The following is a 25,121-nucleotide window of genomic DNA, read 5'->3' as shown; positions in this document are numbered from 1 at the left end:
AAACTACCGAAACCGTTACTGTGTAAGGTGCACCTGGGGTTATAGGTAACCAGATAACTCTAAGCCACAACCCATAAGACTTTTAGCTAATCTTCTCTTAAGCTGTATTTCTATATTTACCCCATAGTACAAAATTCCCATTTTAAAGTTGTATCAATTCTAACCTTTTCTAGATCGCGCCCGATATCCAATATCTCGACGATAATATTTTCCTTCAAAGTCAATAGAATTAACCCCTTTATACACTTCAATAATAGCCTCACTAAGATTTTGTCTGATTGCTGTTACCCCCAAAACTCTTCCTCCATCTGTGACTAGGCGATCTCCTTCTAATGCCGTTCCTGCTTGAAACACTGTCACTCCCATCGCCTCTGCTTCTTGAATACCTGTAATTAGTTTCCCTTTCTCATACTTTCCAGGATACCCCGCAGAAACTGCAACTACACATACCGCCGTTCCTAAGTGCCAACGCAGGGGGGGTAGCTCTTCTAAACGCTGTTGTACACAAGCTAAAATCACTTGGTCTAAAGGAGTTTCCAACAAAGGTAACACCGCCTGGGTTTCAGGATCACCAAAACGACAATTGTACTCTAATACTTTGAGTTCTCCTTGAGGCGATACCATTAACCCTGCATACAAGACACCTCGATAGTCTATTCCACGGTCGCGTAAAGCGGCTACAGTGGGTTTTAAAATCTCCTCATCGACCCGTTGTAATAAGTCTGGTGTGGCGATTGGGGCTGGACAATAAGCCCCCATTCCTCCTGTGTTAAGTCCTATATCTCCTTCTCCAATGCGCTTGTGGTCCTGGGCGGGTAGCAGGGAACGAACTGTAATTCCATCAGTTATGGCTAATATAGAGACTTCTTCTCCGATTAAACATTCCTCTACCAAAATCCGAAAAAATCCCATTTTAAAGAGGTCATCAACTGCAGCATAGGCTTCTGGGATTGTTTGGGTGACAATAACTCCTTTTCCAGCCGCCAATCCATCAGCTTTAACGACAATGGGGGTTCCTTGTTGATTAATATAAGCTTTAGCCGCGGTTGCATTAGTAAAAGTTTTTCCTTGGGCGACAGGAACTCCCGCTTCAAGCATGAGAGTTTTCGCCCAGGACTTACTTGATTCAATTTTTGCCCCGAGTCGGGTAGGACCAAAAACAGGGATACCTTTTTTTTGAAGGAGATCGCCAATTCCTAACGATAGGGGGACTTCTGGTCCAACTATCACCAGATCAATTTGATTTTTAAAAGCAACTTGGGCAATACCGTCGATATCCTCTACCGCTAAGGGGATATTTTCGCACCTTTCTAATAAGGCGGTGCCCCCATTTCCTGGAACACACCAACACCGTTGAACTCGAAGAGACTGTAACAATTTCCATGCTAAGGCATGTTCGCGCCCGCCATCACCAACAACTAAAACTTTCACCCTTTTTCCTTATTAAATTACGTTTAAGACACCATCGATAATAGTACAGAAGGATTAAACTAAGAAGCTAAAAACCTGATATGGTCTCCTTATTTTTATATAAAGTTAGATAACTCACTGAATAACTTCAACATCGATGGTAGTAACGCAGGAAGAATTGTCATCAACAGTTTTATCATTATGACGTTTTGGACTGTATCTCCAAAATAAGCTAGAAAGTTCACTCACTAATAAAAATATCAACAAGCCATCGTCAATCCATCCTACAATAGGGATTAAATCTGGTGAAATGTCAATAGGACTTAATAGATAAATAAGAGTTCCGAGAATCACAAGCCAGCGATACTTAGGACGTTTCATGGCATTTCGATACCATTTATAGAAAGCTTGAACTATATAGTTCATAGTTGTTGACCTAAAATTTACTTAATCTGATTGACTTAATCATAGCTTTACTTAAACTGGCTAGATTAATCAAGGGAAAATTTCCGGACCCAATATTAAAGTTGATTATCCAATAATCAATTGATAATCAATAATTATGGTTAAAGTCGTAATCAAGAGTTACTCATTGATTAATTTTGTCAAAAAATAGATTTTATCTAGAATAAATAAAGCAATTACTATAATATTGGACTAATTCTAGATTGTTCAATAATAGCTAAATCTCTGAAGAGATAAAGTTTCTAAATTTTAGTTTAATATTTTGAAATAAAGTTATTATTAACCTTAATATCTAATCCTCTCTATATTTGATAGCAAACATTATTTAAATATTTAGCTCTCATTAACTCTAATTTAATAGAAGCTCGTATAGAATTAAAAAAGGTGGTCAAGATCGCCCCATATTTTCTGATTATAAATTTGTTGAAACTTCCGACAGGTCAGTAGGAGAAAATAAAATAATTGAATAGTTCTGCTAAACCTACCATGTATAAATTAAAGACATGAATACACTTTAATTGTCAAAAGTAAGCTGATTAAAAGCCATGATTATCATACAGACAGTATTCTAGTAAATTTTGTTCGTGGATTAGATTAGGCTTATTTTAATATTTAACTGTGTTTAAATTTAAAAGAATTTACCATTACTCATTATCAGCTTTTATAGAAGATAAAAATAGTTTAACTTGTATAAAAAATTGAGTGAACAATAAATAGAAACAATTATCAAAGATTCAATTCAAGAATTGTAGATCAAAATATACATAAATTAAACCGATTAGTGATTGATAAGATTGATATAGTAAAAATACAGGCAAGTTATTATTTAGTATTAATTTATTTATATAAATAATGAATTATATGTTTTTAAGCTCTTTAGTTTTTAGTTAAAGAGCTTATGTAATAGAGCAGCTTGGACTTTGAAATACATTAAGATAGCTAAAATAATTAAGACTCTTTTATACTAACTGTTACAACATCATAATAAATAAAAGCTGAAAACATTACTCCATAATACTTCTAATATCAAAAAAACTTGATCTTTATGGAGATTAAATTTTTTCTAGTTATAGAATACACTCAGAATAAAGGTTTTAGAAATTATTAGATGTCAACCAATCATACTCAGTTTAGAATATTCAGAAAAAGTTTAGAAGATTCAGAAAAAATAAAGTCACTTAAAAAAAACGTAGAAGTTCTTTATAGTAATACCATCAGCCCGTATAATAATTTTCCCAAGTCCTCTAAAAGTCTAATGTTTTATGTTTATATTTAACTGGTTTGTAATTTCTATTTTAGAAAGAGTCTTTTGCTACTTGTGTATGAATCAAAATAATAACAAAGGCTGAAGTCATATTTTTTGCTTTTCCAGATGGGGATTAAAAGAAGATTTGTCTTCATCCCCACTTTAAAACCACTTTATGGGCAATATTGACTTTGAATTTCCGGGTTTTCACTAAAACCTCTCTATCAAATGATCGCCCACTCGCAATGCATTAGCAATAATTGTTAATGCTGGGGGAACCCCTGAACTTGATGGAAAGAAACTACTATCAACAATATAAAGATTTTCAAGATCATGAGTACGACAATTGAAGTTAAGAACAGAATTAGCCGGATCTTCCCCAAAGCGACAAGTCCCACATTGGTTAGCAACCGCCTGTATAGGCACTTCCCCACGGGGGTAAACTGCTAGCTTTTCAAAAACAGAATTTCCTAGCTTATTTTCTCCCTTTTTTAACACATCTATCCAGCGATAAATGAGGCGATCATGTGCCTCAATATTGTTCGGGGTGTATTCAACATATAGCTTATCCCCGCTGATTCTTACACGATTATTGGGATCCGGCAAGGTTTCTGTATACACCCACCAACCGATAGATCGTTTCGCTAACTGTTCAAGTCCAAACCCAGGCATACCTTTGGCTAAAACCGATAAAATAGGAGGGGATTCGGCAAAAATGATATCTTGAAGCAGTCCCCCTGTATTCTCAATATGACCCATTGGGTAAGGGAAATTTTCGTCACCCCAGTAAAAGTCATTGATACTAACTGTTCTGAGAAATTGTCCCGAATTTGACTTGACACTCAATTCTACCATCGCGGTTTGATGATGTTTCATAAAATTACGCCCTACCTGATCAGAACTATTCCCCAATCCGTTAGGATGTTTAGGATTAGCAGAACGTAACAGTAAGGCTGATGAATTGATAGCACCGCACGCTAATATGATTATATCGCCAAAAAATAGGTAAGATTCACCGCAAACTTTGGCTTCTACTGCTCTAACTGCTTCTCCTGAAGAATTAGTAAGTAAACAGACTACCTTGGCTGAGGTTTTAAGTGTCACATTGGAATGTTTCAATGCCGGCACAATACCAAAGACTTCCGAGTCTCCCGTAGGATCATCTTTTGCGCGAGTTAAACTCAGAGGCAGTGCCGTGGGATGTAACCCCTGTTGAGTGATCTCATCAACAATCGTTTGAATTTGGGGTTCGTTCTCCATCGGGGGTAAAGGATAATCCGAACTACGAAAAGGTTCAGTAGGATCATCTCCTATTCGTCCATGAACCATGTAAAGTTTTTCCGCTTCGGTATAATAGGGTTCAAAATCACTATATTTTAGCCCCCAAGCGGGTGAAATTCCTTCTTGATGTTCCACATTTTCAAAGTCTTTTTCCCGCATTCTAACTAATGCCGCGCCGTAGATTTTTGTATTTCCACCAACAGCATAATTTGTTTGAGGAGAAAATGCTTCTCCATCTTTGCTATACCAGCGTTCTGGCGCTCGATAACGTTCTTTCTTAAAAACATCAACGTTAGCTATATTTTGTTCTTCCAGAGGCATAAAGTCTCCCCTTTCCAGAATCAAAATTCTTTTACCTGTAGGAGCTAGTTTATGAGCTAAAGTTCCTCCTCCTGCCCCCGTACCAACAATAATTACATCATAATGTTGATCATCAATAATCATAATTGCCTCTATACTTACCTATTAACTATTAATTATTAACTATTACCTATTGCCATAGATAAATTAAGATAAATAAAATAATCCAAATAACATCAACAAAGTGCCAGAATAAAGAGGTTGCCATCACGCCAAAATGTCCCCCCTGGTAATTATTTGGTAAAAAGGAACGACCTAACATCAAAGTTTGTAAAATAACACCTGTGAGAACGTGCAACCCATGAAACCCTGTTAGGAGATAAAACATTCCCCCAAATACGCCAGAATTAAAGCGGAATTCCAGATTACTCCATTCAAGCGCTTGTCCAACCAAAAAGTAGGTTCCCATAACCATAGTCATTAATAGGAAAAAACGAAAAGCCCAAAATCTACTGCTTTCTAAACACTTTTCAGCAATATAGATAACGAAACTACTAGACACCAAAACCACTGTATTAATAGCAGGTTCTCTTATTTCTAGTCCTGTCACGCCTGGCGGTAGCCAGTCAACCACAGTAGTTTTGTAAACACAATATCCGACGAAAAAGCTGAGGAAAATAATACTCTCTGATAGAAGAAACACGACAAAGCCAAAGAGACTATTGCCCTCCGCATCGTGTTCATGTTCTCCTATTGCCCCATGCAATTGTCCTGAAGAAACTGAACTGTCCATTATACTCTCCAAATTCTCAAATCAGGGAATAAAAAACTAATATAAACAATTAAAAACTATTAACTGTTCACTATTTACTATGTCCTAGCATTGCTTCCTCATTAGCAACTAATTGATCTGGTTTACCATAACCATAGGGACCAGAAATAATCACAGGAAAATCTTCAAAATTTTCTATACTAGGAGGAGAGGAAATGATCCACTCTAACCCAATAGCACGCCAAGGGTTATTTGAGGCGATCGGTCCTTGTATCCAAGAACTAACCATATTAACGATAAAAGGCAATGTAGACACTCCTAATAAAAACCCTCCAAGACTCGCTACCACGTTCCAAAAGGTGTATTCAGGGTCATAAGAAGCTACCCGACGCAGCATTCCTTGTAACCCCAAAAGGTGCATAGGTAAAAAGTTTAAATTCGTACCAATAAAAGCTAACCAGAAGTGGAGCTGACCCCAACTCTCACGATATGTTCGCCCTGTCATTTTAGGAAACCAATGATAAATAGCGGCATACATTCCCATTGTTACTGTTCCATAAAGGACATAATGGAAATGTCCTACAACAAAATAGGTGTTATTTACATGAATATCCACGGGGACTACTGACAACATAATACCCGTTACGCCAGCAAAAATAAACATGATTAATGCCCCCAAAGCGAATAACATAGGGGTGCTTAGGCGTAATTTTCCTCCCCACATAGTACCCACCCAAGCAAACACTTTAATTCCGGTGGGAACTGACACAAACATCGTAGACAGCATAAACACCATCCGCATCCAACCTGGGGTTTCACTAGCATACATATGGTGTACCCAAACTAAGGCACTAACCCCAGCAATGAGTAACGAAGAAATTGCAACAATTTTATACCCAAACAAAGGTTTACGGGAATAAACAGGGAAAATTTCTGAGAAAATACCAAAAATTGGCAGAATAATTACATAGACCGCAGGGTGAGAATAAAACCAGAAAAAGTGTTGAAATAAGATCGGGTTTCCTCCTCGAGAGGAGTCAAAAAAGCTGGTCCCTGCGGTGACATCAAATAGTAACATCACTGCCCCTGCGGTGAGAGCCGGCAAGCCAAATAATTGAATAATTTGTGCGCTAAAAACTGCCCAAACAAAAATTGGCATCCGAAAAAAGGTCATTCCAGGGGCACGCATTTTGACCACAGTAGTCACAAAATTGACCGCCCCCATAATCGAGGAGATTCCAGAAATAGCCACTGCCAATAACCAGAGAACTTGCCCTGTAATCAACTGTCCCGTAGGGTTTTGAATACTAACCGGAGGATAAGACCACCAACCAGCTTGGGCTGATCCACTGGGGACAAAAAAGCTGGCTAACATCAATATTCCCACCACGGGAACCATCCAAAAGGCAGCCGCATTAAGACGAGGAAAAGCCATGTCTTTTGCTCCTATCATAATAGGAACCAAATAGTTAGCTAACCCGACCAATGAGGGAAATGTCCACAAAAACAGCATGATAGTGCCATGCATAGTGAACATTCCATTGTAAAAAGTGCGATCAACTAAATCTGATTCCGGGGTAATTAATTCCCCCCTAATGATCATGGCGAAGATTCCACCAATGAGAAAGAAAACAAAAGAAGTAACTAGGTATTGAATTCCAATGACTTTATGATCTGTACTAAAACTGAAATATCTTCGCCAATTCCTGGCAGATAGGTCTGGGCAACTTTCTACAATAATGTTTGTGTCTTTATTTTGACAATCTGTCATACATTTTTTCCTGACATTAAATTCGGCTAATTATCATCATCGGATGCTGGTTACAAATACAAATGCTCGATAAGAGGAGAAAATCATCGAGGGTATATTTTGGGCTGTGAACCACTAACCCAGATTAGGTAGGATAGTTGACTACTGGCGGTTCTGCTGGAATAATTGTTGGCCAGCCACTCTGAAATTTTTTTTCTGTTTCTTGGATATATTCTGAAGCTGCAACATTATTTGCGGGAGACGGTTCGCGTCTTGCTGCTTCAAATAACCAATTTTCGTAGGCTTCAGGAGATTCTACCACCACATCTGTTTGCATTGTAGCAAAATAAGTTCCACTAAATTGAGAGTCTCTTAAGCGATATTTCCCTTCCTTAATGGGAGTAAATTCAAAGTCAGTGGTTTTGTTAGGAACAATATCTTGCTTAACTCGAAAAGCTGGAATATATAAGCCATGCAGTACATCTTTTGATTTTAATTTCAAACGTACTCTCTGGTTTGCAGGGAGATGCAATTCCGTACTGGTCACATCCCTTTCAGGATAATGAAATACCCAAGACCACTGTTGTGCAACCACTTCAATGGCTTGACTAGGTTCTGGAATAACAATAGCAGTTTGTCCAGAAATCATTGGTAAGGAGTTCAGCTCTATTGAACCGCGAATAGCCATTTGGTCGTAAACCTGATAACTATATCCCGCTAACCAAAATACCAAAAGGATGGGGATAGATGTCCAAACAATTTCTAGGGGAACGTTTCCTTCAATATGAGGACCATCACTATAATCATACTTATCTGCTCTTTGAAAAATAACGGAGTAGATAATTACTCCGGTAATTCCTAAGAAAATAAAAGTTCCTAAAGTAACAAGAAAAGCAAACAATTCATCAATTAATAGAGATTCTGCCGAAGCTTGGGGGGGGAACCAAGAATAAGAAACTTTCCCCATGCCAAGACTAATCAATGTTAAGACAATTGCATAAACAATCAAAAATAAGATATTGCGAACTCTCATAATTAATAAATACCAGAACAACAAAAGTAATCCTTAATCAATAGGAGTTTTACTCAAAAATGTCATAATTTTGACTTATCATCTTTGAGAAAGTTGAATTCTGAGGTCAATAACTGAGATTCTTGTCCTGATTGTAACAATTGATCAGCTGTATTGTGTACCCCAAATTCTGCGCCAATATGCGCCCCTAAGGTTCCATGAAGAAACAGCAGAAATAACATAAAAATACCTACCCCTAAATAAGTCCACTGCACTTGGATGGTTCTTTCTTTACGCCATAGAAACCGTTGGAATCCTCTCCATACAGTCATTCCAATCATGAAAGCAAGAAGAAATACTCCCCCTACACCGTGCCACAACAGGGTATTCATTGCCCCAAGTCCCCAAGCACTTTTAACATCAGCGATGGGGTTGGCCAACATCATCTCGTAAAATCCGGCTGCAACAGTAAAAATAGTGATGATCGAGGCTGCTAACAGATTATACCAACCGACATCAAAGAAGTTGCTACGAGTAGTGGAAATGGCAAGGAATTTAAAAACAGGTTTCTGGAGCCGAAACATTGCCCCTAGGATATCAAAAGTAATAGCAACTATAAACAATCCTATAGTCAGATGAACTAGATTGGGGTGAATAGGGATTGAATAAGGTAGTCCATTTGCGCCTAAATCAGCTATGAATTTATCAATTACTTCAGAATTCATTATTGTAAAACTCCCTTCTTAATGGCTTCAACAACAGGGACAGTGTGGAGTCCATACACCCAGACTAATTTGTCTCCGAGATATACTTGAATACCAACAATTGCCACTAAAACTAATACCAATCCTAAATATGGAACCGGAAGCTTGTCAGGGGTTGTTGAGCGAATTACATAACGCCATCCTGTAATTGCCGCAATAATTGCCGATAATGACCAACCAATCAGCGTATGAAGATGCAATACGGGCTGTACTACTTCGTAAGGTTGGGCTAAACCTGCCTCAAATTGACCGAAAATAATAGCTACAAAGATAGAAACGGTAGCTATTAACATATTCCACCAGCTTACCTCGTATAAACGAGTATTACGAGTAAAGTGACCGATTATGTCGCATAAAAAGGCAAACAAGACCATTGCAATAACGAAATGTACAACGATGGGATGAATAGTATCGGGATAGGGTAGATTATGGTCATTTAAAGGTGGAAGATATTTAAACATAGATACTCTTTTGGCAGCTCTTCACCTGTCAGTACATTTCTGAAGTTGTTCAATAACGGAGTATAAGAGATGTATCAAAAAATATTTGTATCTTTTATTACTTTCAAATGAACACAAAAATAGTATAATCTAAATCTTCTTCAGACTTATACAAAGCACAGTCAAAATTTTATATTGTCATTATTTGATTTTTTCTGTTGTGTTGACAGATTGTGTTGCATATGCATTGCCTAAAAAATACTGTATATTTATTTTGAACAACTCAAAGTTGTTCAAAGAATAACTAAATACTTTAAACTTTAAGAAGTAAGGGTACTAAATCCTCTAAATATAGAGTGAATTTAAAACCTAAAAATCTAATTATCTTTTGATTCAATATTATTTACAAATTACATTTGTTATCTTCATCAATTCTACCTTAATAAAACCTATAAAAATACTACGTTGATATCGCTTCTATTATTGCTAGCAACACGGTTTTTTAAAAAAAATTATTAATCTAATTACATAGATTAACTCGGATTTTAACCACATTTGGTAATCAATCATCTTTCTAAGAATCAAATAATATTAACATTTACTTTAAAATTTTTACAAATTAATTAGCCTATTATGTTATAGTTATATATAAACTTAGACTTACCTAATACTCTCAAGAATCACTTGAATATGCCATTTAATCTCTAAGCACATCTTAAATCAAAATTTGTCTAAAGATTTACCAGTTTTGTTTAAATATCAATGAAAATATTTCCAGACTAACCTAATAAAAGAAGAGACGAAAACCTATGGTTAATCAAAAAAGAAATCAAACTAACCTTCATCGTGTTGTGATTATTGGTGGTGGTTTTGGTGGACTATATGCTGCTCAAAAACTTGCCAAAACTCCCGTTAAAGTCACCCTGATTGATAAACGTAATTTTCATGTTTTTCAACCATTACTGTATCAAGTAGCTACGGGAGGATTATCCCCAGCTGATATTTCTTCTCCTTTACGGGCTTTGTTGAGTAAGAACAAAAATACAGAGGTGCTAATGGGAGAGGTATCCAGTATTGATCCCGAAAGGCAAACGGTGCAACTCCGTTACGGAAAAATTGAATATGATTCTCTGATTGTGGCTACAGGAGTAACCCATCAATACTTTGGCAATGACTGGCAAGAAAAGGCTCCTGGACTGAAAACTATTGAAGACGCCCTAGAAATTCGTCAGCGGGTATTTATCGCCTTTGAGTCAGCTGAAAAAGAACCTAACCCTGAAAGAAGAAAAGATTGGTTAACTTTTGTTTTAGTGGGTGGGGGTCCGGCTGGAGTAGAATTGGCAGGATCTTTAGCCGAACTAGCCCATGGAACCCTAAAAGAGGATTTCCGCAACATTGATACTTCTCAAGCTAAAATCATACTATTACAAAGTCCTCAGTATATTTTACCCGCCTATCCTTCTGATCTCTCCCTTCAAGCTCAGAAATCTTTAGAACAATTAGGGGTAACAGTCAAAACTGGTGCAAGAGTCATTGATATTCAGGGTCAATTAGTCACTTACAGTCAGGGCGAAACCATCGACCGCATTCACACTCGCACGGTCATTTGGACAGCAGGGATGAAAGCGTCTGCTATGGCCCAGACCTTAGCTGATTGTGCTGGGGCTCAACTAGATAAAGTCGGACGGGTTATGGTTGAACCTAACTTCAACTTATCCAAGTATCCCAATATCTTTGTCATTGGGGATTTGGTTCATTATTCTGATGGAAAAGGCGGAATTTTACCTGGTGTTGCCCCTGTTGCCATGCAAGAAGGAGAATATGTAGCGCGTTTTATCCGCAATGGTCTTCAAAACCGTCCTTTATCTCCTTTCAAATATACTGACTGGGGAAACTTGGCAGTGATTGGAAAACACCGGGCTGTTGTTGATATGGGTTGGATTAAATTATCTGGGTTTCTCGCTTGGTTTGTATGGCTATTTATCCATGTATTCTACTTACTCGAATTTGACAATAAAATAATTGTCATGATTCAGTGGGCGTGGAGTTATTTCACGGATAGCAAGGGTGCGCGTTTAATCACTACACCCGGAAAAAATCCTGAAATCAAGCTTGAGGATGATCATGAGACGATTGTTTATCAAACAGAAGCTGCCCATCATGTGGAAGTTAATTTAAAGGTTGACTCCAACTCATAGTTAATGGCAGCTGAGAGGGATTTAACACCTACACTTAGTGGATAGGGTGATGATTGATTATGCTTCTATCATAAGTAAATGGCTGGGTTATCTCTTTTGAGAATTATTAAGGGTGGCTAGTTTCACATCAATAATAGAAAAAAATCTAGCAAGATTTAAAATTTTTTTAAGGCAAGAAACCAAATAGCTCCAACCCCACTAGTAATGAAAAGAGATTGCCAAGGATTGAGAGAAATATAATGAATGTCCTTTTTTTTAGATTGACTAATTTTGTCAATATCGACTCCCTTTTCGCTGACTGGAACTGTTAAAATATCCCCATGTCCTTCCTGTTCAAATTCCACTTCCCACTGGCCAGGAATAGAATTGTCAGGTAGAAAGGAAAAGCGGCCCTGTTTATCAGTTTTCCCTACTATCCAAGGTTGATCGGGATTATTCGGGGCATAAACTAAAACCTTAGCATTTTTGGCCGGTTCTCCATCACTATAAAATGACTGAAATTCTAATTCTTCTAAAAACACATAATTAGTCTGCATTGCATGGGCTAAGGTTTTCGCTGGTGTTCCTAATACGCCCAAAGATACAGCAAGTAATAGTAATGTTTTTTTCACGGTAGTTTTCTCTTTAGTTATTATGTGCTGTTCAAACTATAGCAAACTCTTTATTTGTATGAAAGTTCTGGGTTTAGGAGTAGTTTGCAAAATCAGATTGCAGCCAAATTGTTTAACGATTTCTTACAACTAATGGATTAAAACTAAAGTTTAACGATAAGTCACCATTCCATGTAGCCTTTTCAAACGGCTAAGGACAGCCCGTAAATTGTAGAAAGCAGTTTGTATGAGTTTACATTCATAGTAAACTTTTCCCCGATTAAGACTAGGTATAGGGTTGACTAGGAGTTAAAGCAATTATTTCTTGATTTCAGTGAAATAGTTCAGAGTAACTTGAGAATTCCCATTTTATAGAAACAACCACTACTATAATAGCTTATTTCATTAACTTTTTCTGAGGCGATAGACTAGGTTAGATTAGCAGTTATGTCTTTAAAGATTATTTAATTTTACACGAACTAAGGCACTATTAAATAGTAGCTTTTTCTGTACTAGATAGTAAATAATTTACTTCTAAAGCCTTCTCATAATCTATTTTAAAAAATCTATATTTTAAAGTAAAACCAATCCGTTTTTTATTAAAAACTAGGTAGACAATTGTATTTATATCGTTAAATAAATTCTTGATGCTGACCTAGTGCTTTATCATAATTACCTGGTCTATATTCATTAATTTCTTGATTTATATAGATAGGCTTTTTGCTATTAATATTTAATTAAATAACACTGTAATATCAGGCTTTTTAGCTCGATATTAGCCAGGTTAAAGCTTGTCTAGACATCAACTTTTAGTCCACTACTCTTATCAGCAAGTTCTCAAGGACTTGCTGATAAGAGTAATTCCCTATATTTTATAGTCCTTGAGTTAATTGTTAGCATGGGTTAGATGCCGGAGACTTTTAAAAAATTGCTTTAATATATTTTTATATACATAAAAATAAAACGATATAAACCAAGAATATATTCAGTATTTTTTGTACCTTATGCTAGTTATTAGCCTCTATTTAGATCGACTAATTTTAAACATAACTTATTTTTTAGGGATTTATGAAAAATAATTAAATGTTAAGTTGTATTGAACTATGTAAAATAATCCTGGAAAAAATTAAGGAATAAATTACTCCTAAAAAGATTGATATTAAATGAAAAATTCTCTATTTTTATTTTTTATATAAGGTAAGATTTATGGTGATTGCCTACATTACTATATTTTTGGTATTGCTAAAACTTGAGTTAAATTTTATGATTAAAATAATCAATAATGTAGATTTATTAGTCTAATAAACTCGTGAAACTTGGTCAATGGCTTGGACTCTCTAGCTTAGTAATTTCCGGTTATATTCTCTGGGAAATACGTCAACTTTTATTATTGGTATTTACAGCAGTTGTATTTGCTACTGCACTTAACCGACTTATTAAATGGTTAATAAAATTAAAGATCAAAAGAATGGTTATAGAACGAAATATGGCTGTTGTGATTATCCTTTTAGTCATTTCTTTATTAACTAGTCTATTTTTATTATTAATTGTTCCACCTTTTATTGGACAATTTGATAAATTTCTGGAATTGAGCCCCATAGTTTGGGAAAAACTTCGAGAAAATTTTATTTTATTAGGACAAAAACAGTTTCGGTCAGGTTGGATTCTTCCTCCTTCTTTCATGAGAGATTTTATTGAACAATTACAACCTTTATTCACCAAAATATTCAGTAATTTTTTTGCTTTTTTTTCTAATTCAGTAGCAGCCATATTTCAATTATTCTTTGTATTAGTATTAACAATTATGATAACAATTAATCCTCAAGAATATCGAAATTTTTTGTTAAAAATTTTTCCATCTTTTTATCGCCGTCGAGTGGATGAAATTTTAAATCTATCAGAGATTGCTCTGGGGAATTGGCTAATGGGCATTACTATTAATTGTCTATTTATTGGTATTCTGAGTGGAGTTGGTTTATTGATTTTACAGGTTAAGCTAGTATTAGTACATGCATTGTTGGCTGGATTACTTAATTTTATTCCCAATATTGGACCAGCTTCTAGCGTTATTTTCCCTGTCATGGTTGCTCTCTTAGACGATCCTTGGAAAATTTGGGCAATTTTAATCTGGTATTTTATCATTCAAAATATTGAGAGTTACTGGCTAACACCAACGATTATGGCTAAACAAGTTTCTCTATTACCTGCTGTTACTTTAATGGCACAGATTTTCTTTGCTCAATCTTTTGGCTTATTGGGGTTATTATTAGCTCTTCCCCTAACTGTTGTTGCCAAAACCTGGATTGATGAAGTTTTATTTAAAGATATTTTAGATTCTTGGGTATGATAAATTGTGGGGTTGTTTTTCTCATAAAATAAAAAAATGAATTCAAAAAGCTTGCTATTTCTGAGTATTTTAACCTTACTTCTATCTTGTTCTACACCAGTAAAGGCACAATCTAAATCCATTCTCAACGAAATTGTTCGTACAGGGTTACTTAAAATTGGAATAAGGGAAGATGCAGTTCCTTTCGGGTATAGATATTCAAATAATAATCTCGCTGGAGTTTGTTTAGATTTGATCTACATTCTGAGAGAAAAGTTAAAAGAAAAATTAAATAAAGAAGTTATCTTAGTGAGATTATATAAATCAACTTTTTTGAATCGATTTGAACTAGTTAGTGATGGTATAATTCATTTAGAATGTGGACCAAATGTAATCCGTAAAATTTATGGATTAAATGCTATGTTTTCTAACCCTTTTCTCTCAACAGGCACTCAACTTCTAATTAATAAAAAAAAACAGAATGATATTAATTTCAATGATAGCTTAGTAGGAGTTAATATTGGAGTCCTCGATAATACAGGTAGTCAACAGTTAATAGAAGCAAAGTATCCAGCAGCTAATATTGTAAAATTTCAAGGGATTACAGGAAGATTTCGAGGAATACAAGCTTTACAGGGAGAAAAAATTGATGCTTTTGCTAGTGATAGCATTCTGTTAATCGGTGAAGTTATTTTACAAGAATTAGACTTAGGAAAAGAGTACATTCTGGTTCCTGAAATGCCTTTTAATTGTAAAAAATATGGACTAATACTGCCCAATAATGACTCTCAATGGCAAGAATTTGTTAATTCTGTGATTACAGATGGTAACTTGAGCAAAATTTTTAAAAAGTGGTTTAGTGGGGTTCTTTATGAAATTGAGGTGATCGAAAATTTTTGCCACTCCCAACTCAACCAAAATAACTAATAAGCTAGGATTTTATAATCCCTCTATAGTTTGAACGAAGATACAAGTTGGAATACTATTAGGTAGTTAAATTGATAATTAATTATTGCAACCAACTAATAATTTTCTTTTTCTATCGAGCTTATCAAATAGTACTTCTAAATCGTTAATTGTATAATCAATACCTAATTTAATCAATTATTGTTCTGCTTTATATTTAAAAATCAGTATTTTCCCTTTGCTAATACTATTAAAATCATGATTAGAATTCGTACAACCTATTGAATTAACTAAAATAATCTCTTTAATCAATATCTAGTTAGCTACATCTCTCTCTATTATCTCACGATTTAAATTAAGGATGCTTACCTTCTTTAAGAAGTACTTTCATTTTAGGAAACGCACTAGTTAAAGTAAAAAAAAATTACATCTTTCAATGACATATTTTGATATTAATTAATCTAAAAAACGTTTAGGAATAAAGTATTATATCGAGCCTAATAAGTATTTAAAATTAGTTGAATAGCTAGTAAAACTAACTACTTTAGGTTTATCAAATAAATATACTTCCCTATTTATTTCACGACAATAGAGCCTATTTTTTCTATTGTTTCTATTACTAATACTTTTGCGATGGATATATTTAACTAATGAATAAGACATCAATTTCAGTACGAAAAAGAACCATTTTTCCTGTAAACTTGATAATAAAAATCATACAGAAAACCTTTTATTTAAAAAAGTATTGTTATCAGTTAATTTATCTTTTTATCAAGGTTCTTTAAGATACTTTATATCTTCTCCTTTCTTACTTATTCTCTTCTTTGACTAATCCACCTAAAAGTTGTTTTTTGTATCGTATTTTTTAACAATTTCACCTAGTCTGTAATTTATTTAACTTTTCATCCTATTAAATCTAAACATAAAATTTTCTCTTTTATTCTCGTTCTGAAAGAAATTGTTAGCTCGTAAGTCAACTGTAGCCAAATTTTCAAGAATACTAGTATTCGGTAATCGCTCTTTTTTAGCAACTTTTCTATTCTAGACTTATTCAAGTTGATCTACCTCACTGTGTTTAGAGAGTTTAATTTTAGTTCAGGTATTATTGGTAGTTTTAATTTAGTTCTCTCTAAAGATAGTTTGATGAATTACTTATAATATTAGTTGTGTATTAATTATAAATTTTTTTAAAATTGTGATAATAAATTTATACTAATTGATAACAATGTAACATCTATAAAAAATGCTCTTTTATTAACAGATTTAATTAACTTTAATAAAAAGTTTATTATTTACCAAATAAGGTCACTATTTATGCCGTTTCTCAACTATTTACTATCTTAAGTACTGAAACTACTATTGTCTTTAGTACCAGTTTTAAGTATAAATTATATAAAAAAATAAGGGTCAGATTTCTTGATATGACGATTAATTATTTTAAATTCCTAATTTATAGGCTATTAAAAGTCAAGCAATGTATAAAATTGTCAAAATAAAAAATAGTATTAAAACTATCATAGCAAACTAAGATCTGAATATGATTTAGAAATCTATACTTAATATTTAATCGCTGAGTTAAAATATTCAGACTACGATATTTAATTTGAAAATAAAAAGACTAAATTTTAGTCTTTTTATTTATAAAAACATTTGTTTATTCTCATTATTGAGCAATTTTAAATTTGTTTTATATATAGCCATCACTTTATCTAGCCCAGACAATATAGATGTAATTTGTAAATGTATAACTCTCAGGTGGATAAATGTTGCCCATTTTTTAAAAATATTTAGGAGAGCGATCAATCAACTACTAATGAGCTCAATTATAAGATAAAACTATTATATTATAATTGATTAATTTAAAAATTTTATTCAGACGAGAATATTAGCTATTAACCTTGATAAAACAACGGAGCTCGCTATTGATAAAATTTTAGGAGACAACAAAATTTAGGGTTTGATGGTTCTCAAAAACTATTTAAAGGGTATATTAATAGACTAAGAGGAAATTTGAATGGTTGGATCGCTTTACGTTTACGTTCTTAATTATAAATTAAGATTATCGATAAAATTCACCTAAATACAATTCATTAGCCACTTTTTTCTTCATTGTAGAAATACTTTGTTATAATTATTTAACTTTATTATATCGTTGTTTAAATTCTCTTTGTTGTTGTTCATGATTCTTAATTGGTTGAGGATAACCACAACTACAACAATCCAGGGGAGAAATTTTTCCTGTTACTAAACATTCTGTATCAAGAAAATTTAATTCAGGTAACCATTGACGAATATATTCTCCATTAGGATCATATTTCTGTGCTTGACTTGCAGGATTAAAAATTCGCAATGGTTTAGAATCCATTCCAGTCGATGCACTCCATTGCCATCCACCATTATTAGCAGCTAAGTCACCATCAATTAATTTTTGCATAAAGTATTTTTCTCCCCATTGCCAATTAATAATTAAGTCTTTAGTTAAAAAACTAGCAACAATCATTCTGCAACGATTATGCATCCATCCTGTTTCATTTAACTGTCTCATTGCCGCATCTACAATAGGATATCCTGTTCTTCCTTCACACCAACATTGAAAATCATCTTCATTATTATCCCAAGTAAATGCTTCAAATTTTTTTCTATAAGGTCTTTCTGATAAGTCAGGAAAAAAATATAAACAGTGTTGATAAAATTCTCTCCAAGCTAATTCTTTTTGCCAGGTTTCAATATTTTTTCTTGCTTCATCACTACAACTATTTTCATAAACACTAACTGTTGCTTGCCAAACAGTTCTAATACCAATTGCGCCAAATTTAAGGGCTGCACTCAGTTGGGAAGTTCCTTCAATAAATGGGAAATTTCGATTTTCTTGATAAGAATTAATTGCGTAATTGCAAAAAAATTCTAATCTTTCTTTAGCTGCTGTTTCTCCTGGTGATAGTAGTAAATAATTACCCCAGTTAAACCCTAATTCTGTCGCCGATGGTAACTCAATCGTACCGACTTTTTGGGCTTGTTCTATTTCTATCTCAGTTAATCCTTCCAAGCTATCTAAAGGATCAGGAATAGAATATTTTTCTTGTTGTGATAATTTGTTCCAAAAAGGAGTATAAACTTTATAAGGATATCCTGATTTAGTCATTATTTGTTCAGGAAGATGTAACAGTTGATCCCAATAACTTTGAGATTTAATCCCTTTTTCTTCTAGAGCTTCAATAACTTGTTTATCTCGTTTTCTGCTATAAGGTTCAACATCCCAATTCCAGAATACTGATTCAGCTTGAATACTTTCTGCTAAATGCGGAATAACTTGATTGGGTTTGCCTTGAATAAATAGTAGTTTACTACCTAATTTTCGGTATTTTTGTTCTAATTCTTTTAAACAACCTATCATATAAGTTATCCTTACAGGGGCAATGTCATCCCGTTCTAAGATGTCAGTATCAAAACAAAATACTCCAATCACTTTAGAGCTTTGCTGACGGGCTTTGGATAAGCCAATGTTGTCAGAGATTCGTAAGTCTTTACGGTGCCAAAAAATAATCAAATTAGCCATTGATCTTATCTAAGAATAGTTGTGGTTTTTAAAAAATGCTAATGGATTGAGCCTCAATAGGTTCTCCTTTTAAGATAGCTATTTCAAATTCCGAAAACGTCATTAACACCACTTCAGTATATTCCTCTTCATCTTGTTCTGGAAGGTGTTTTAACTTTTCTAAATCCTGTGTCTAAAAAATATAAATATACTCATCAGAATAACCAGGAGTTAAAAGAAATTTACCTCATAAATACTAGGTATTAGTACGATACACCGTCTCTCCTTGAATTTTACGTTTAATAGTTTCTAATACTTTTTCATCTAGTTCTAAGATTTCAGCGATCAATTCTAATAATTGTCCTTCTACAACAAAACGGTACTACTCAACCAAGACCAGTTTACTCTTTAATGTAACAGAAACAGCCAACGCTCCTCCTGGATGACGAATACATTCCCCATCCCCCTCAACCCCATTATGTAAACCTAGGGAAAGAAATGAACATCAAAATTAAATTTGCACCTATGATAAAATAGACGTTACCGTAGATAGGTAGGATATTCATTGAAGACAAACATGAATTTATATATCAGTTAATTGGGTTGGTAAAGACTAACTCCAGAACAGTCTACCTCGTCAAGAAGCTGGACGATTTTCTTTTTACTCAGAGGATGCACCCAATCAGGAGAAATTTCTGCTAAAGGAATTAGGACAAATCCCCGTTGTATCATACGGGGATGAGGAATTTGGAGCGTATCAGTTTTTAGAATTAAATCTCCATACAATAGTAAATCTAAGTCTAGGGTTCTTGGTCCCCATCTTTCTTGGTGTACTCGTCCCCATTGTCGTTCAATCTTGAGTAAAGTTTCTAACAACTTATCAGGAACTAGGTAGGTTTCTAGAATAGCACAACCATTTAGATAATTTGGTTGAGGAGGTCCGAAGGGGATATTTTTATACCAATGGGAATAGGATTTAAGATGTACTTCTGATAATTGGTTAAAAATTTGGATAGTTTTTTCTAAAATATTGAGAGAATTGCCTAAATTACTCCCTAAAGCAATCGCACATTGAATTTTGTTCATTAATTTTTGATTAAAAAATTGTTAGGCAAACCTATAATATTATATACCTTGATTTTAAGTCATTTTGACAGGGAGTTTAATCCACTTTTTCCGGTTAAGTATAATTATCTAGAATTAATAAATATCTAAAAAACTCTTTGCTCGAAATAAATTTTTGTAAAACTTTTTGAGCTAACTTTGTATAGTCATATCTTTTTAGACTTTTTCAGGATTTTATGAAAACTACTTTTATATTTTAGATGCGTTAAGTAAATTGATCTAAATTCTTCTTATGATGTATCTACTGTTTATAGTTATGCATTATCCATATTTTCATGGAATGTTGATTAAAGTTTTCAAACAACATAAAGACGTCAAACAAAGTATCAAACTTATAATTATAACTTTAAATAGTGATGCTATAGTCACTAACACTTTTGAGTATTAAGTCTTTCCAAATAAACCTAAAAAAACAATCATTTTATATTTAGAAAATGAGAGTAAAAAATATATTATACTGACAACATCAATTGAAAATATTAATATTATTAATATTTTATCTAAATTAGCTTAGTGAAATTATATTTATATTTATATTTATATTTATATTTATATTTATATTTATATTTATATTTATATTTATATTTATATTTATATTTATATTTATATTTATATTTATATTTATATTTATATTTTACTATATTTCTAGTAATATGATAGTTTTTACTCGATTTTACTACCTTTTGATTATATTTTTTAAACTATTTTTAGGTTGACTTTAAATAAACTAATTACCTGTACCAAGCTAGTAGTTAATACTAACTACTGCACTTATTTATGATTGTTATATTTCCCAAATTAATTTACCTTTTTAAAAAATATTTAAAATTTTTGTGCAATTAAATATTTTAAATTTAAATATTATTTATTTTTTTATATATTCTACAAATTATAAAAAATATTAGAATTTAAAACTAAAAATAGTAATGGACTAATTTAGTTATATTATATTTAGTTAACTCCCGATAACAAAAGTAAGATTAGTATCGACCGCAATATTATTATATCTACTCCATAAGTCGCTAAATTAGGTACTTAAATCACTACTTTAGTAATGTACAGAGGATTTTTAAAAATTTTTTTGACCGTATCTATTGGGGTTATTCTTAGTTATTCTCTTAAGATAATTTAATCAATAAACTAAGCGATAAGGAACAATCTCAGAAATGATTGTTAGTTTGATTTTTATCACTTCTTATATAATCGCAGTAAAATATTATGATATAATCCCTTGTTTTTCTGGTATATCCACTAAGGAAATTATAACTTTAGGAATGGAGTTAAATCTAGCAGTAACTTTGATAGTTTTCGCCTAACTTCTCTCTCCCCAATAGGAGTTTAACAACTTCTAATACCTTCTTACTTTATGCAAATATTAGCAAAGCAAAAATTTATATTAGTAAAGCTTATCTAGGTACCCAAAAAGTTTTAAAGTAGTAAAATAAATACTCTACTCAATCGTAATACTTATAATACTGCTTAGCCATGATAGTCTTGTTATTAGCAATCCAATGTCTGGCAATAAATTGACTCCTATAACAATTGTTAATAACAACAAAGCTGCTAATAAGGCTGAACATGCTCCTCAACAGTTGGTTAAATTAAAGAACTGTATCATTAAATTATTAAATGTTTTAATACGACAATCATTATGTTAATATACTTGCTCCCATTAATTTTTTATAGCGTTGTTCTAATTCCTTTTTCAAAGATGGCATTTCTTCTAAATAACTATCGGCTATAACAATCTTTTCCGCAGCAGTTCTGGCTAATACCAAAATCTCTTGATCTTCAACTAAACTTGCTAAAGCAAAATCAGGTAATCCTGATTGACGGGTTCCCAAAACACTTCCTGGTCCACGAAATCTTAAATCCATTTCTGAGATAAAAAAACCATCTTGGGACTGTTCTAACACACTTAACCGTTGCCGTGCATTAGTAGTTTTGCTATTACTCATTAAAAAACAATAGGATTTATGAGAACCCCGTCCTACTCTTCCTCTTAATTGATGTAGTTGGGACAGTCCAAACCGTTCCGCATTTTCAATTAACATTACCGTTGCATTAGGTACATCAACACCCACTTCAATTACCGTCGTTGAAATAATAATTTTGTTTTTATTATCTCGAAAATTAGTTAAAACTTGATCTTTTTCTACTGAATTCATACGGCCATGTAGTAATCCAATATTGAACGTAGAAAAAATAGTTTCTGATAATCTTTTATGTTCTTCTACTGCAGCACGAATATCTAAGTTTTCTGATTCTTCAATCATGGGAAGAATAATATAAGCTTGTCTTCCTTGAGCGACTTCTCGCCGAATTAAATCATAAGCTTTTGTGCGTTCTTTACCAATTAATACCATAGTTTGAACAGGCTGCCTTCCTGGAGGTAATTCATCAATTTGACTAACATATAAATCTCCATGTAAAGTCAATGATAAGGTCCGAGGAATGGGAGTAGCTGTCATAGTTAAAACATGAGGAAATTCACCTTTAGCTAATAATTTAGCCCGTTGATTTACCCCAAATCGATGCTGTTCATCAATTACTACTAACCCTAATCTTTTGAAGATTACTTTGTCTTGAATAAGAGCGTGAGTTCCCACTAATAAAGGTAATTCTCCAGTTATCAATTGACTATAAATTTCTCTTCTTTTAGCTATTCTTGTTGAGCCAGTTAGTAATTCAACAGGTAAATATAAAAGGTTAAACCAAGATACTAATTTTAGATAATGTTGTTTTGCTAATACTTCTGTGGGAGCCATCAAAGCAACTTGATAACCAGACTGAATAGCTGCTAATATAGCAAAAACAGCAACAATTGTTTTTCCTGATCCTACATCTCCTTGTACTAAGCGGTTCATTGGAGTTGATAAGTTTAAATCATCTAAAATTTCATTAATTACTCGTTTTTGTGAGCTGGTTAAAGTAAAATGTAATATTTTATTAAAGTCTTCTATTAATTTCCCTTTTGGAACAAAAACTATTCTGGTTTTCATTTTTTTTTGTTCTTGGCGACGTTGTAAAAATCCTACTTGTAAGTAGAAGAATTCATCAAAAACTAACCGTCTTCTGGCATGAGTCAAAAGATCAGTAGTTTGAGGAAAATGAATATTAGTGATCGCCTCTTTTAATTTAATTAATCCGTATTGATTTATTAAGGCTACGGGAAGGGGATCTCTAATTTGTTTGATTGCTCCTAAACAACTAACAAGAACCCGTCTAATTAAGTCAGCAGAAATACCTTCTTTTAAGGTATATAATGGTAAAATACGCCCAATTTTTAACGATTCTATGCTTGCCCCAAAACTATCTAAAACTTCAATTTCTGGGTTGTCTAAAGTAACGCCATATTTATTCTTTTTGACTAATCCTGAAGCAGCAATGATAGAGCCTAAAGGATAGAGTAGTTTTTGTTTTTCTTGCCAACTACGATTAGTAAAATTGGTTCCTACAAAAAAGCGATTGAGTTTAATTTTTCCGGTATTATCTCGTACAATTAACTCAAAAATACTCAATTTTTTATTTTTGGGACTGGTAAAACAATTACATCCTCTCACACTTCCTACTACTGTTACTGTTTCCCCTGGATTAAGATGAGAAATGCTTACTTGACGGGCATAGTCAATATGATCACGAGGATAATAAAACAGTATATCTTTAACAGTAAACAATCCTAGTCTTTTTAGTAATTCGCCTTTTTTGTGTCCTACTTCCGCTAAAGTACTAAGGGATTGCTCTAAAGTAACTTTGTGGGGATAAGCTTGCTTATATGCCACAGAAACAATTTGCGGTAATTTAGGAGGAGGTGGTTCAGCAGCAGTTTCTAACGAAAGTTTAAGTTCATATAAAAACTGTCGAGTTTTGCTGATTAAATTCTGACGTTGAGAAAGAGATAATTTAGGATATTGAGCATATTTAACTGCAAAATTCTGCCAGTGACTACGATTGCTAAGAGAAGTCCCTGGAGGAGGAGTTTTACCAAAATTAAGGCATAAAAATTTACTAAAACGATATTGATTTCCTTGAAGGTCAGTGTAACCGCTTTCTGCTTCAATTGAGAGAGATTTATCTAAGCGTATCCAATCTGATAGTTCCGTAGACATTGTTCTTTAAAGATTTTTTTAAAAAAATGGTTTTTTAAGAAATTACATGTGATAATTAATTATTATATCTAAAGATATTGTATTTGAGATATCAAATCAAGTTGATGTTGAAAATTTTTTAACATTAACTTATTTAAAGTTTGTTTGTTTTTAATATAAACAATATATTTGTTTTTTACCTTAAGTTAACATCGAACCTTTTTTACAAACTTGGAACATTATTTTAACTCTAAATATATTTCTGGATTCCCTGATTTTAATCAAAAATAGTTAATTCAAAGCAATCCCTAAAGATAAGTTATTATTGTACCACCAACTATTTTTTCTGAATATCAATTAACTATTTTTGAATAGTTAATTGATATTCAGAAAAAATAAATTCATATTCGTTAAAATAATACCAACGTTTAACATTTAGATAAATCTGATAGAATTAGGACACAATCTTTATTATCAGAATTGTTGTTTAATTTTTGTATGATTTAGTAATCATCTAGAAATAGTTTTGAGTACTGTTAATTGTTGATTTCTCTAATTTAACTTTGCGGTTTAGTTAAAAAGATTTAAATTTAAATAAAATTAATTTACCAACTTTATAATCTATAAAATTTTATATCATAGCTGAGTACTTTTTTAAGAGAAGGTTGGGAATAGTACTAGCTCATAGTAGTGGATTTATCTATTTATTCTGAATAATAATAATTTCGAATTTATAATATAAAAATATCAATACCAAGTATTATTGCTAACCATTAAGCTTAGCTTTCGCTAAGCTTAATGGTTAGCATCATAGCAGGTTTTATATTTTAATCAAATCATGCTAGAATCGGCAGCTTTACTTAGCTTAGATCAATAGCATTAAATACTCAACTAAATTCAATGAATAAGATCT

15 protein-coding genes and 1 pseudogene are annotated in these 25,121 nt (G+C 33.0%); 3 read left to right on the top strand and 13 right to left on the bottom strand.

Annotated features, from left to right (window positions below; all coding sequences use genetic code 11):
* Positions 1 to 159: 159 nt before the first annotated feature.
* The 8 genes from purD to ETSB_RS05355 all read right to left on the bottom strand — a co-directional run bounded on the left by purD (position 160) and on the right by ETSB_RS05355 (position 9,461).
* A complete protein-coding gene (purD, locus tag ETSB_RS05390; RefSeq protein ID WP_044106769.1) occupies positions 160 to 1,431 on the bottom strand; it encodes a phosphoribosylamine--glycine ligase in 1,272 nt (423 codons plus the stop codon).
* A 114-nt stretch (positions 1,432 to 1,545) separates the two neighbouring features.
* Positions 1,546 to 1,836 (bottom strand): YkvA family protein, encoded by a 291-nt coding sequence (locus ETSB_RS05385; RefSeq protein WP_044106768.1) that lies wholly within the window; start codon positions 1,834 to 1,836, stop codon positions 1,546 to 1,548.
* Positions 1,837 to 3,331: 1,495 nt separating this feature from the next.
* Positions 3,332 to 4,846: a GMC oxidoreductase gene (locus ETSB_RS05380; protein ID WP_044106767.1), complete on the bottom strand. Its 1,515-nt coding sequence runs from the start codon at positions 4,844 to 4,846 to the stop codon at positions 3,332 to 3,334.
* 46 nt (positions 4,847 to 4,892) lie between these two features.
* Positions 4,893 to 5,495: a cytochrome c oxidase subunit 3 gene (locus ETSB_RS05375; protein ID WP_044106765.1), complete on the bottom strand. Its 603-nt coding sequence runs from the start codon at positions 5,493 to 5,495 to the stop codon at positions 4,893 to 4,895.
* Positions 5,496 to 5,565: 70 nt separating this feature from the next.
* A complete protein-coding gene (locus ETSB_RS05370; protein WP_084220199.1) occupies positions 5,566 to 7,245 on the bottom strand; it encodes a cytochrome c oxidase subunit I in 1,680 nt (559 codons plus the stop codon).
* Positions 7,246 to 7,369: 124 nt separating this feature from the next.
* On the bottom strand, positions 7,370 to 8,257 hold the full coding sequence (locus ETSB_RS05365) for a cytochrome c oxidase subunit II (protein WP_044106764.1): 888 nt from the start codon (positions 8,255 to 8,257) through the stop codon (positions 7,370 to 7,372).
* A 62-nt stretch (positions 8,258 to 8,319) separates the two neighbouring features.
* Positions 8,320 to 8,961 carry a DUF2231 domain-containing protein gene (locus ETSB_RS05360; RefSeq protein ID WP_044106763.1) on the bottom strand — a complete coding sequence of 214 codons (642 nt, stop codon included), beginning with the start codon at positions 8,959 to 8,961 and terminating at the stop codon, positions 8,320 to 8,322.
* On the bottom strand, positions 8,961 to 9,461 hold the full coding sequence (locus ETSB_RS05355) for a DUF2231 domain-containing protein (protein WP_044106762.1): 501 nt from the start codon (positions 9,459 to 9,461) through the stop codon (positions 8,961 to 8,963). The genes ETSB_RS05360 and ETSB_RS05355 overlap by 1 nt, the downstream gene beginning before the upstream one ends.
* Positions 9,462 to 10,249: 788 nt before the next feature.
* On the opposite strand from ETSB_RS05355, the gene ETSB_RS05350 reads away from it, so the two are divergent.
* Positions 10,250 to 11,638 carry an NAD(P)/FAD-dependent oxidoreductase gene (locus ETSB_RS05350; protein ID WP_044106761.1) on the top strand — a complete coding sequence of 463 codons (1,389 nt, stop codon included), beginning with the start codon at positions 10,250 to 10,252 and terminating at the stop codon, positions 11,636 to 11,638.
* Positions 11,639 to 11,793: 155 nt separating this feature from the next.
* Here the strand turns inward: ETSB_RS05350 and ETSB_RS05345 are convergent, their stop codons facing one another.
* A complete protein-coding gene (locus tag ETSB_RS05345) occupies positions 11,794 to 12,249 on the bottom strand; it encodes a hypothetical protein (protein ID WP_044106760.1) in 456 nt (151 codons plus the stop codon).
* Between the two features lie 1,288 nt (positions 12,250 to 13,537).
* Between ETSB_RS05345 and ETSB_RS05340 the strand changes: the two genes are divergently transcribed.
* Both ETSB_RS05340 and ETSB_RS05335 read left to right on the top strand, forming a co-directional pair.
* Complete coding sequence (locus ETSB_RS05340) at positions 13,538 to 14,575, top strand: AI-2E family transporter (protein WP_044106759.1); 1,038 nt, start codon at positions 13,538 to 13,540, stop codon at positions 14,573 to 14,575.
* Positions 14,576 to 14,611: 36 nt separating this feature from the next.
* The gene (locus ETSB_RS05335; protein ID WP_044106758.1) at positions 14,612 to 15,481 is read left to right on the top strand and encodes an amino acid ABC transporter substrate-binding protein; all 870 of its coding nucleotides are present in this window, start codon (positions 14,612 to 14,614) and stop codon (positions 15,479 to 15,481) included.
* A 2,110-nt stretch (positions 15,482 to 17,591) separates the two neighbouring features.
* Here the strand turns inward: ETSB_RS05335 and ETSB_RS05330 are convergent.
* The 4 genes and pseudogenes from ETSB_RS05330 to recG all read right to left on the bottom strand — a co-directional run bounded on the left by ETSB_RS05330 (position 17,592) and on the right by recG (position 24,229).
* Positions 17,592 to 19,016 carry a cryptochrome/photolyase family protein gene (locus tag ETSB_RS05330; protein WP_044106756.1) on the bottom strand — a complete coding sequence of 475 codons (1,425 nt, stop codon included), beginning with the start codon at positions 19,014 to 19,016 and terminating at the stop codon, positions 17,592 to 17,594.
* Positions 19,017 to 19,044: 28 nt separating this feature from the next.
* Positions 19,045 to 19,574, bottom strand: a pseudogene (locus ETSB_RS09300) (NUDIX hydrolase).
* Positions 19,575 to 19,589: 15 nt separating this feature from the next.
* Positions 19,590 to 20,081, bottom strand: a complete 492-nt coding sequence (gene folK, locus ETSB_RS05325; protein WP_044106755.1) for a 2-amino-4-hydroxy-6-hydroxymethyldihydropteridine diphosphokinase — start codon at positions 20,079 to 20,081, stop codon at positions 19,590 to 19,592.
* A gap of 1,688 nt (positions 20,082 to 21,769) precedes the next feature.
* Positions 21,770 to 24,229, bottom strand: coding sequence for an ATP-dependent DNA helicase RecG (gene recG, locus ETSB_RS05320; RefSeq protein ID WP_044106753.1), 2,460 nt, complete (start codon positions 24,227 to 24,229; stop codon positions 21,770 to 21,772).
* Between the last annotated feature and the right edge of the window lie 892 nt (positions 24,230 to 25,121).

Source organism: cyanobacterium endosymbiont of Epithemia turgida isolate EtSB Lake Yunoko, assembly GCF_000829235.1.
Lineage (GTDB): Bacteria > Cyanobacteriota > Cyanobacteriia > Cyanobacteriales > Microcystaceae > Rippkaea.
Note: the sequence above shows the minus strand (reverse complement) of the source record. Positions and strands in the feature narration are given on the sequence as shown.

Coding starts and splice junctions, on each gene's coding strand:
- ETSB_RS05385 (WP_044106768.1), bottom strand. CDS start 1,836: ATGAACTATATAGTTCAAGCTTTCTATAAATGGTATCGAAATGCCATG.
- ETSB_RS05380 (WP_044106767.1), bottom strand. CDS start 4,846: ATGATTATTGATGATCAACATTATGATGTAATTATTGTTGGTACGGGG.
- ETSB_RS05375 (WP_044106765.1), bottom strand. CDS start 5,495: ATGGACAGTTCAGTTTCTTCAGGACAATTGCATGGGGCAATAGGAGAA.
- ETSB_RS05370 (WP_084220199.1), bottom strand. CDS start 7,245: ATGACAGATTGTCAAAATAAAGACACAAACATTATTGTAGAAAGTTGC.
- ETSB_RS05365 (WP_044106764.1), bottom strand. CDS start 8,257: ATGAGAGTTCGCAATATCTTATTTTTGATTGTTTATGCAATTGTCTTA.
- ETSB_RS05360 (WP_044106763.1), bottom strand. CDS start 8,961: ATGAATTCTGAAGTAATTGATAAATTCATAGCTGATTTAGGCGCAAAT.
- ETSB_RS05355 (WP_044106762.1), bottom strand. CDS start 9,461: ATGTTTAAATATCTTCCACCTTTAAATGACCATAATCTACCCTATCCC.
- ETSB_RS05350 (WP_044106761.1), top strand. CDS start 10,250: ATGGTTAATCAAAAAAGAAATCAAACTAACCTTCATCGTGTTGTGATT.
- ETSB_RS05335 (WP_044106758.1), top strand. CDS start 14,612: ATGAATTCAAAAAGCTTGCTATTTCTGAGTATTTTAACCTTACTTCTA.
- ETSB_RS05330 (WP_044106756.1), bottom strand. CDS start 19,016: ATGGCTAATTTGATTATTTTTTGGCACCGTAAAGACTTACGAATCTCT.
- folK (WP_044106755.1), bottom strand. CDS start 20,081: ATGAACAAAATTCAATGTGCGATTGCTTTAGGGAGTAATTTAGGCAAT.
- recG (WP_044106753.1), bottom strand. CDS start 24,229: ATGTCTACGGAACTATCAGATTGGATACGCTTAGATAAATCTCTCTCA.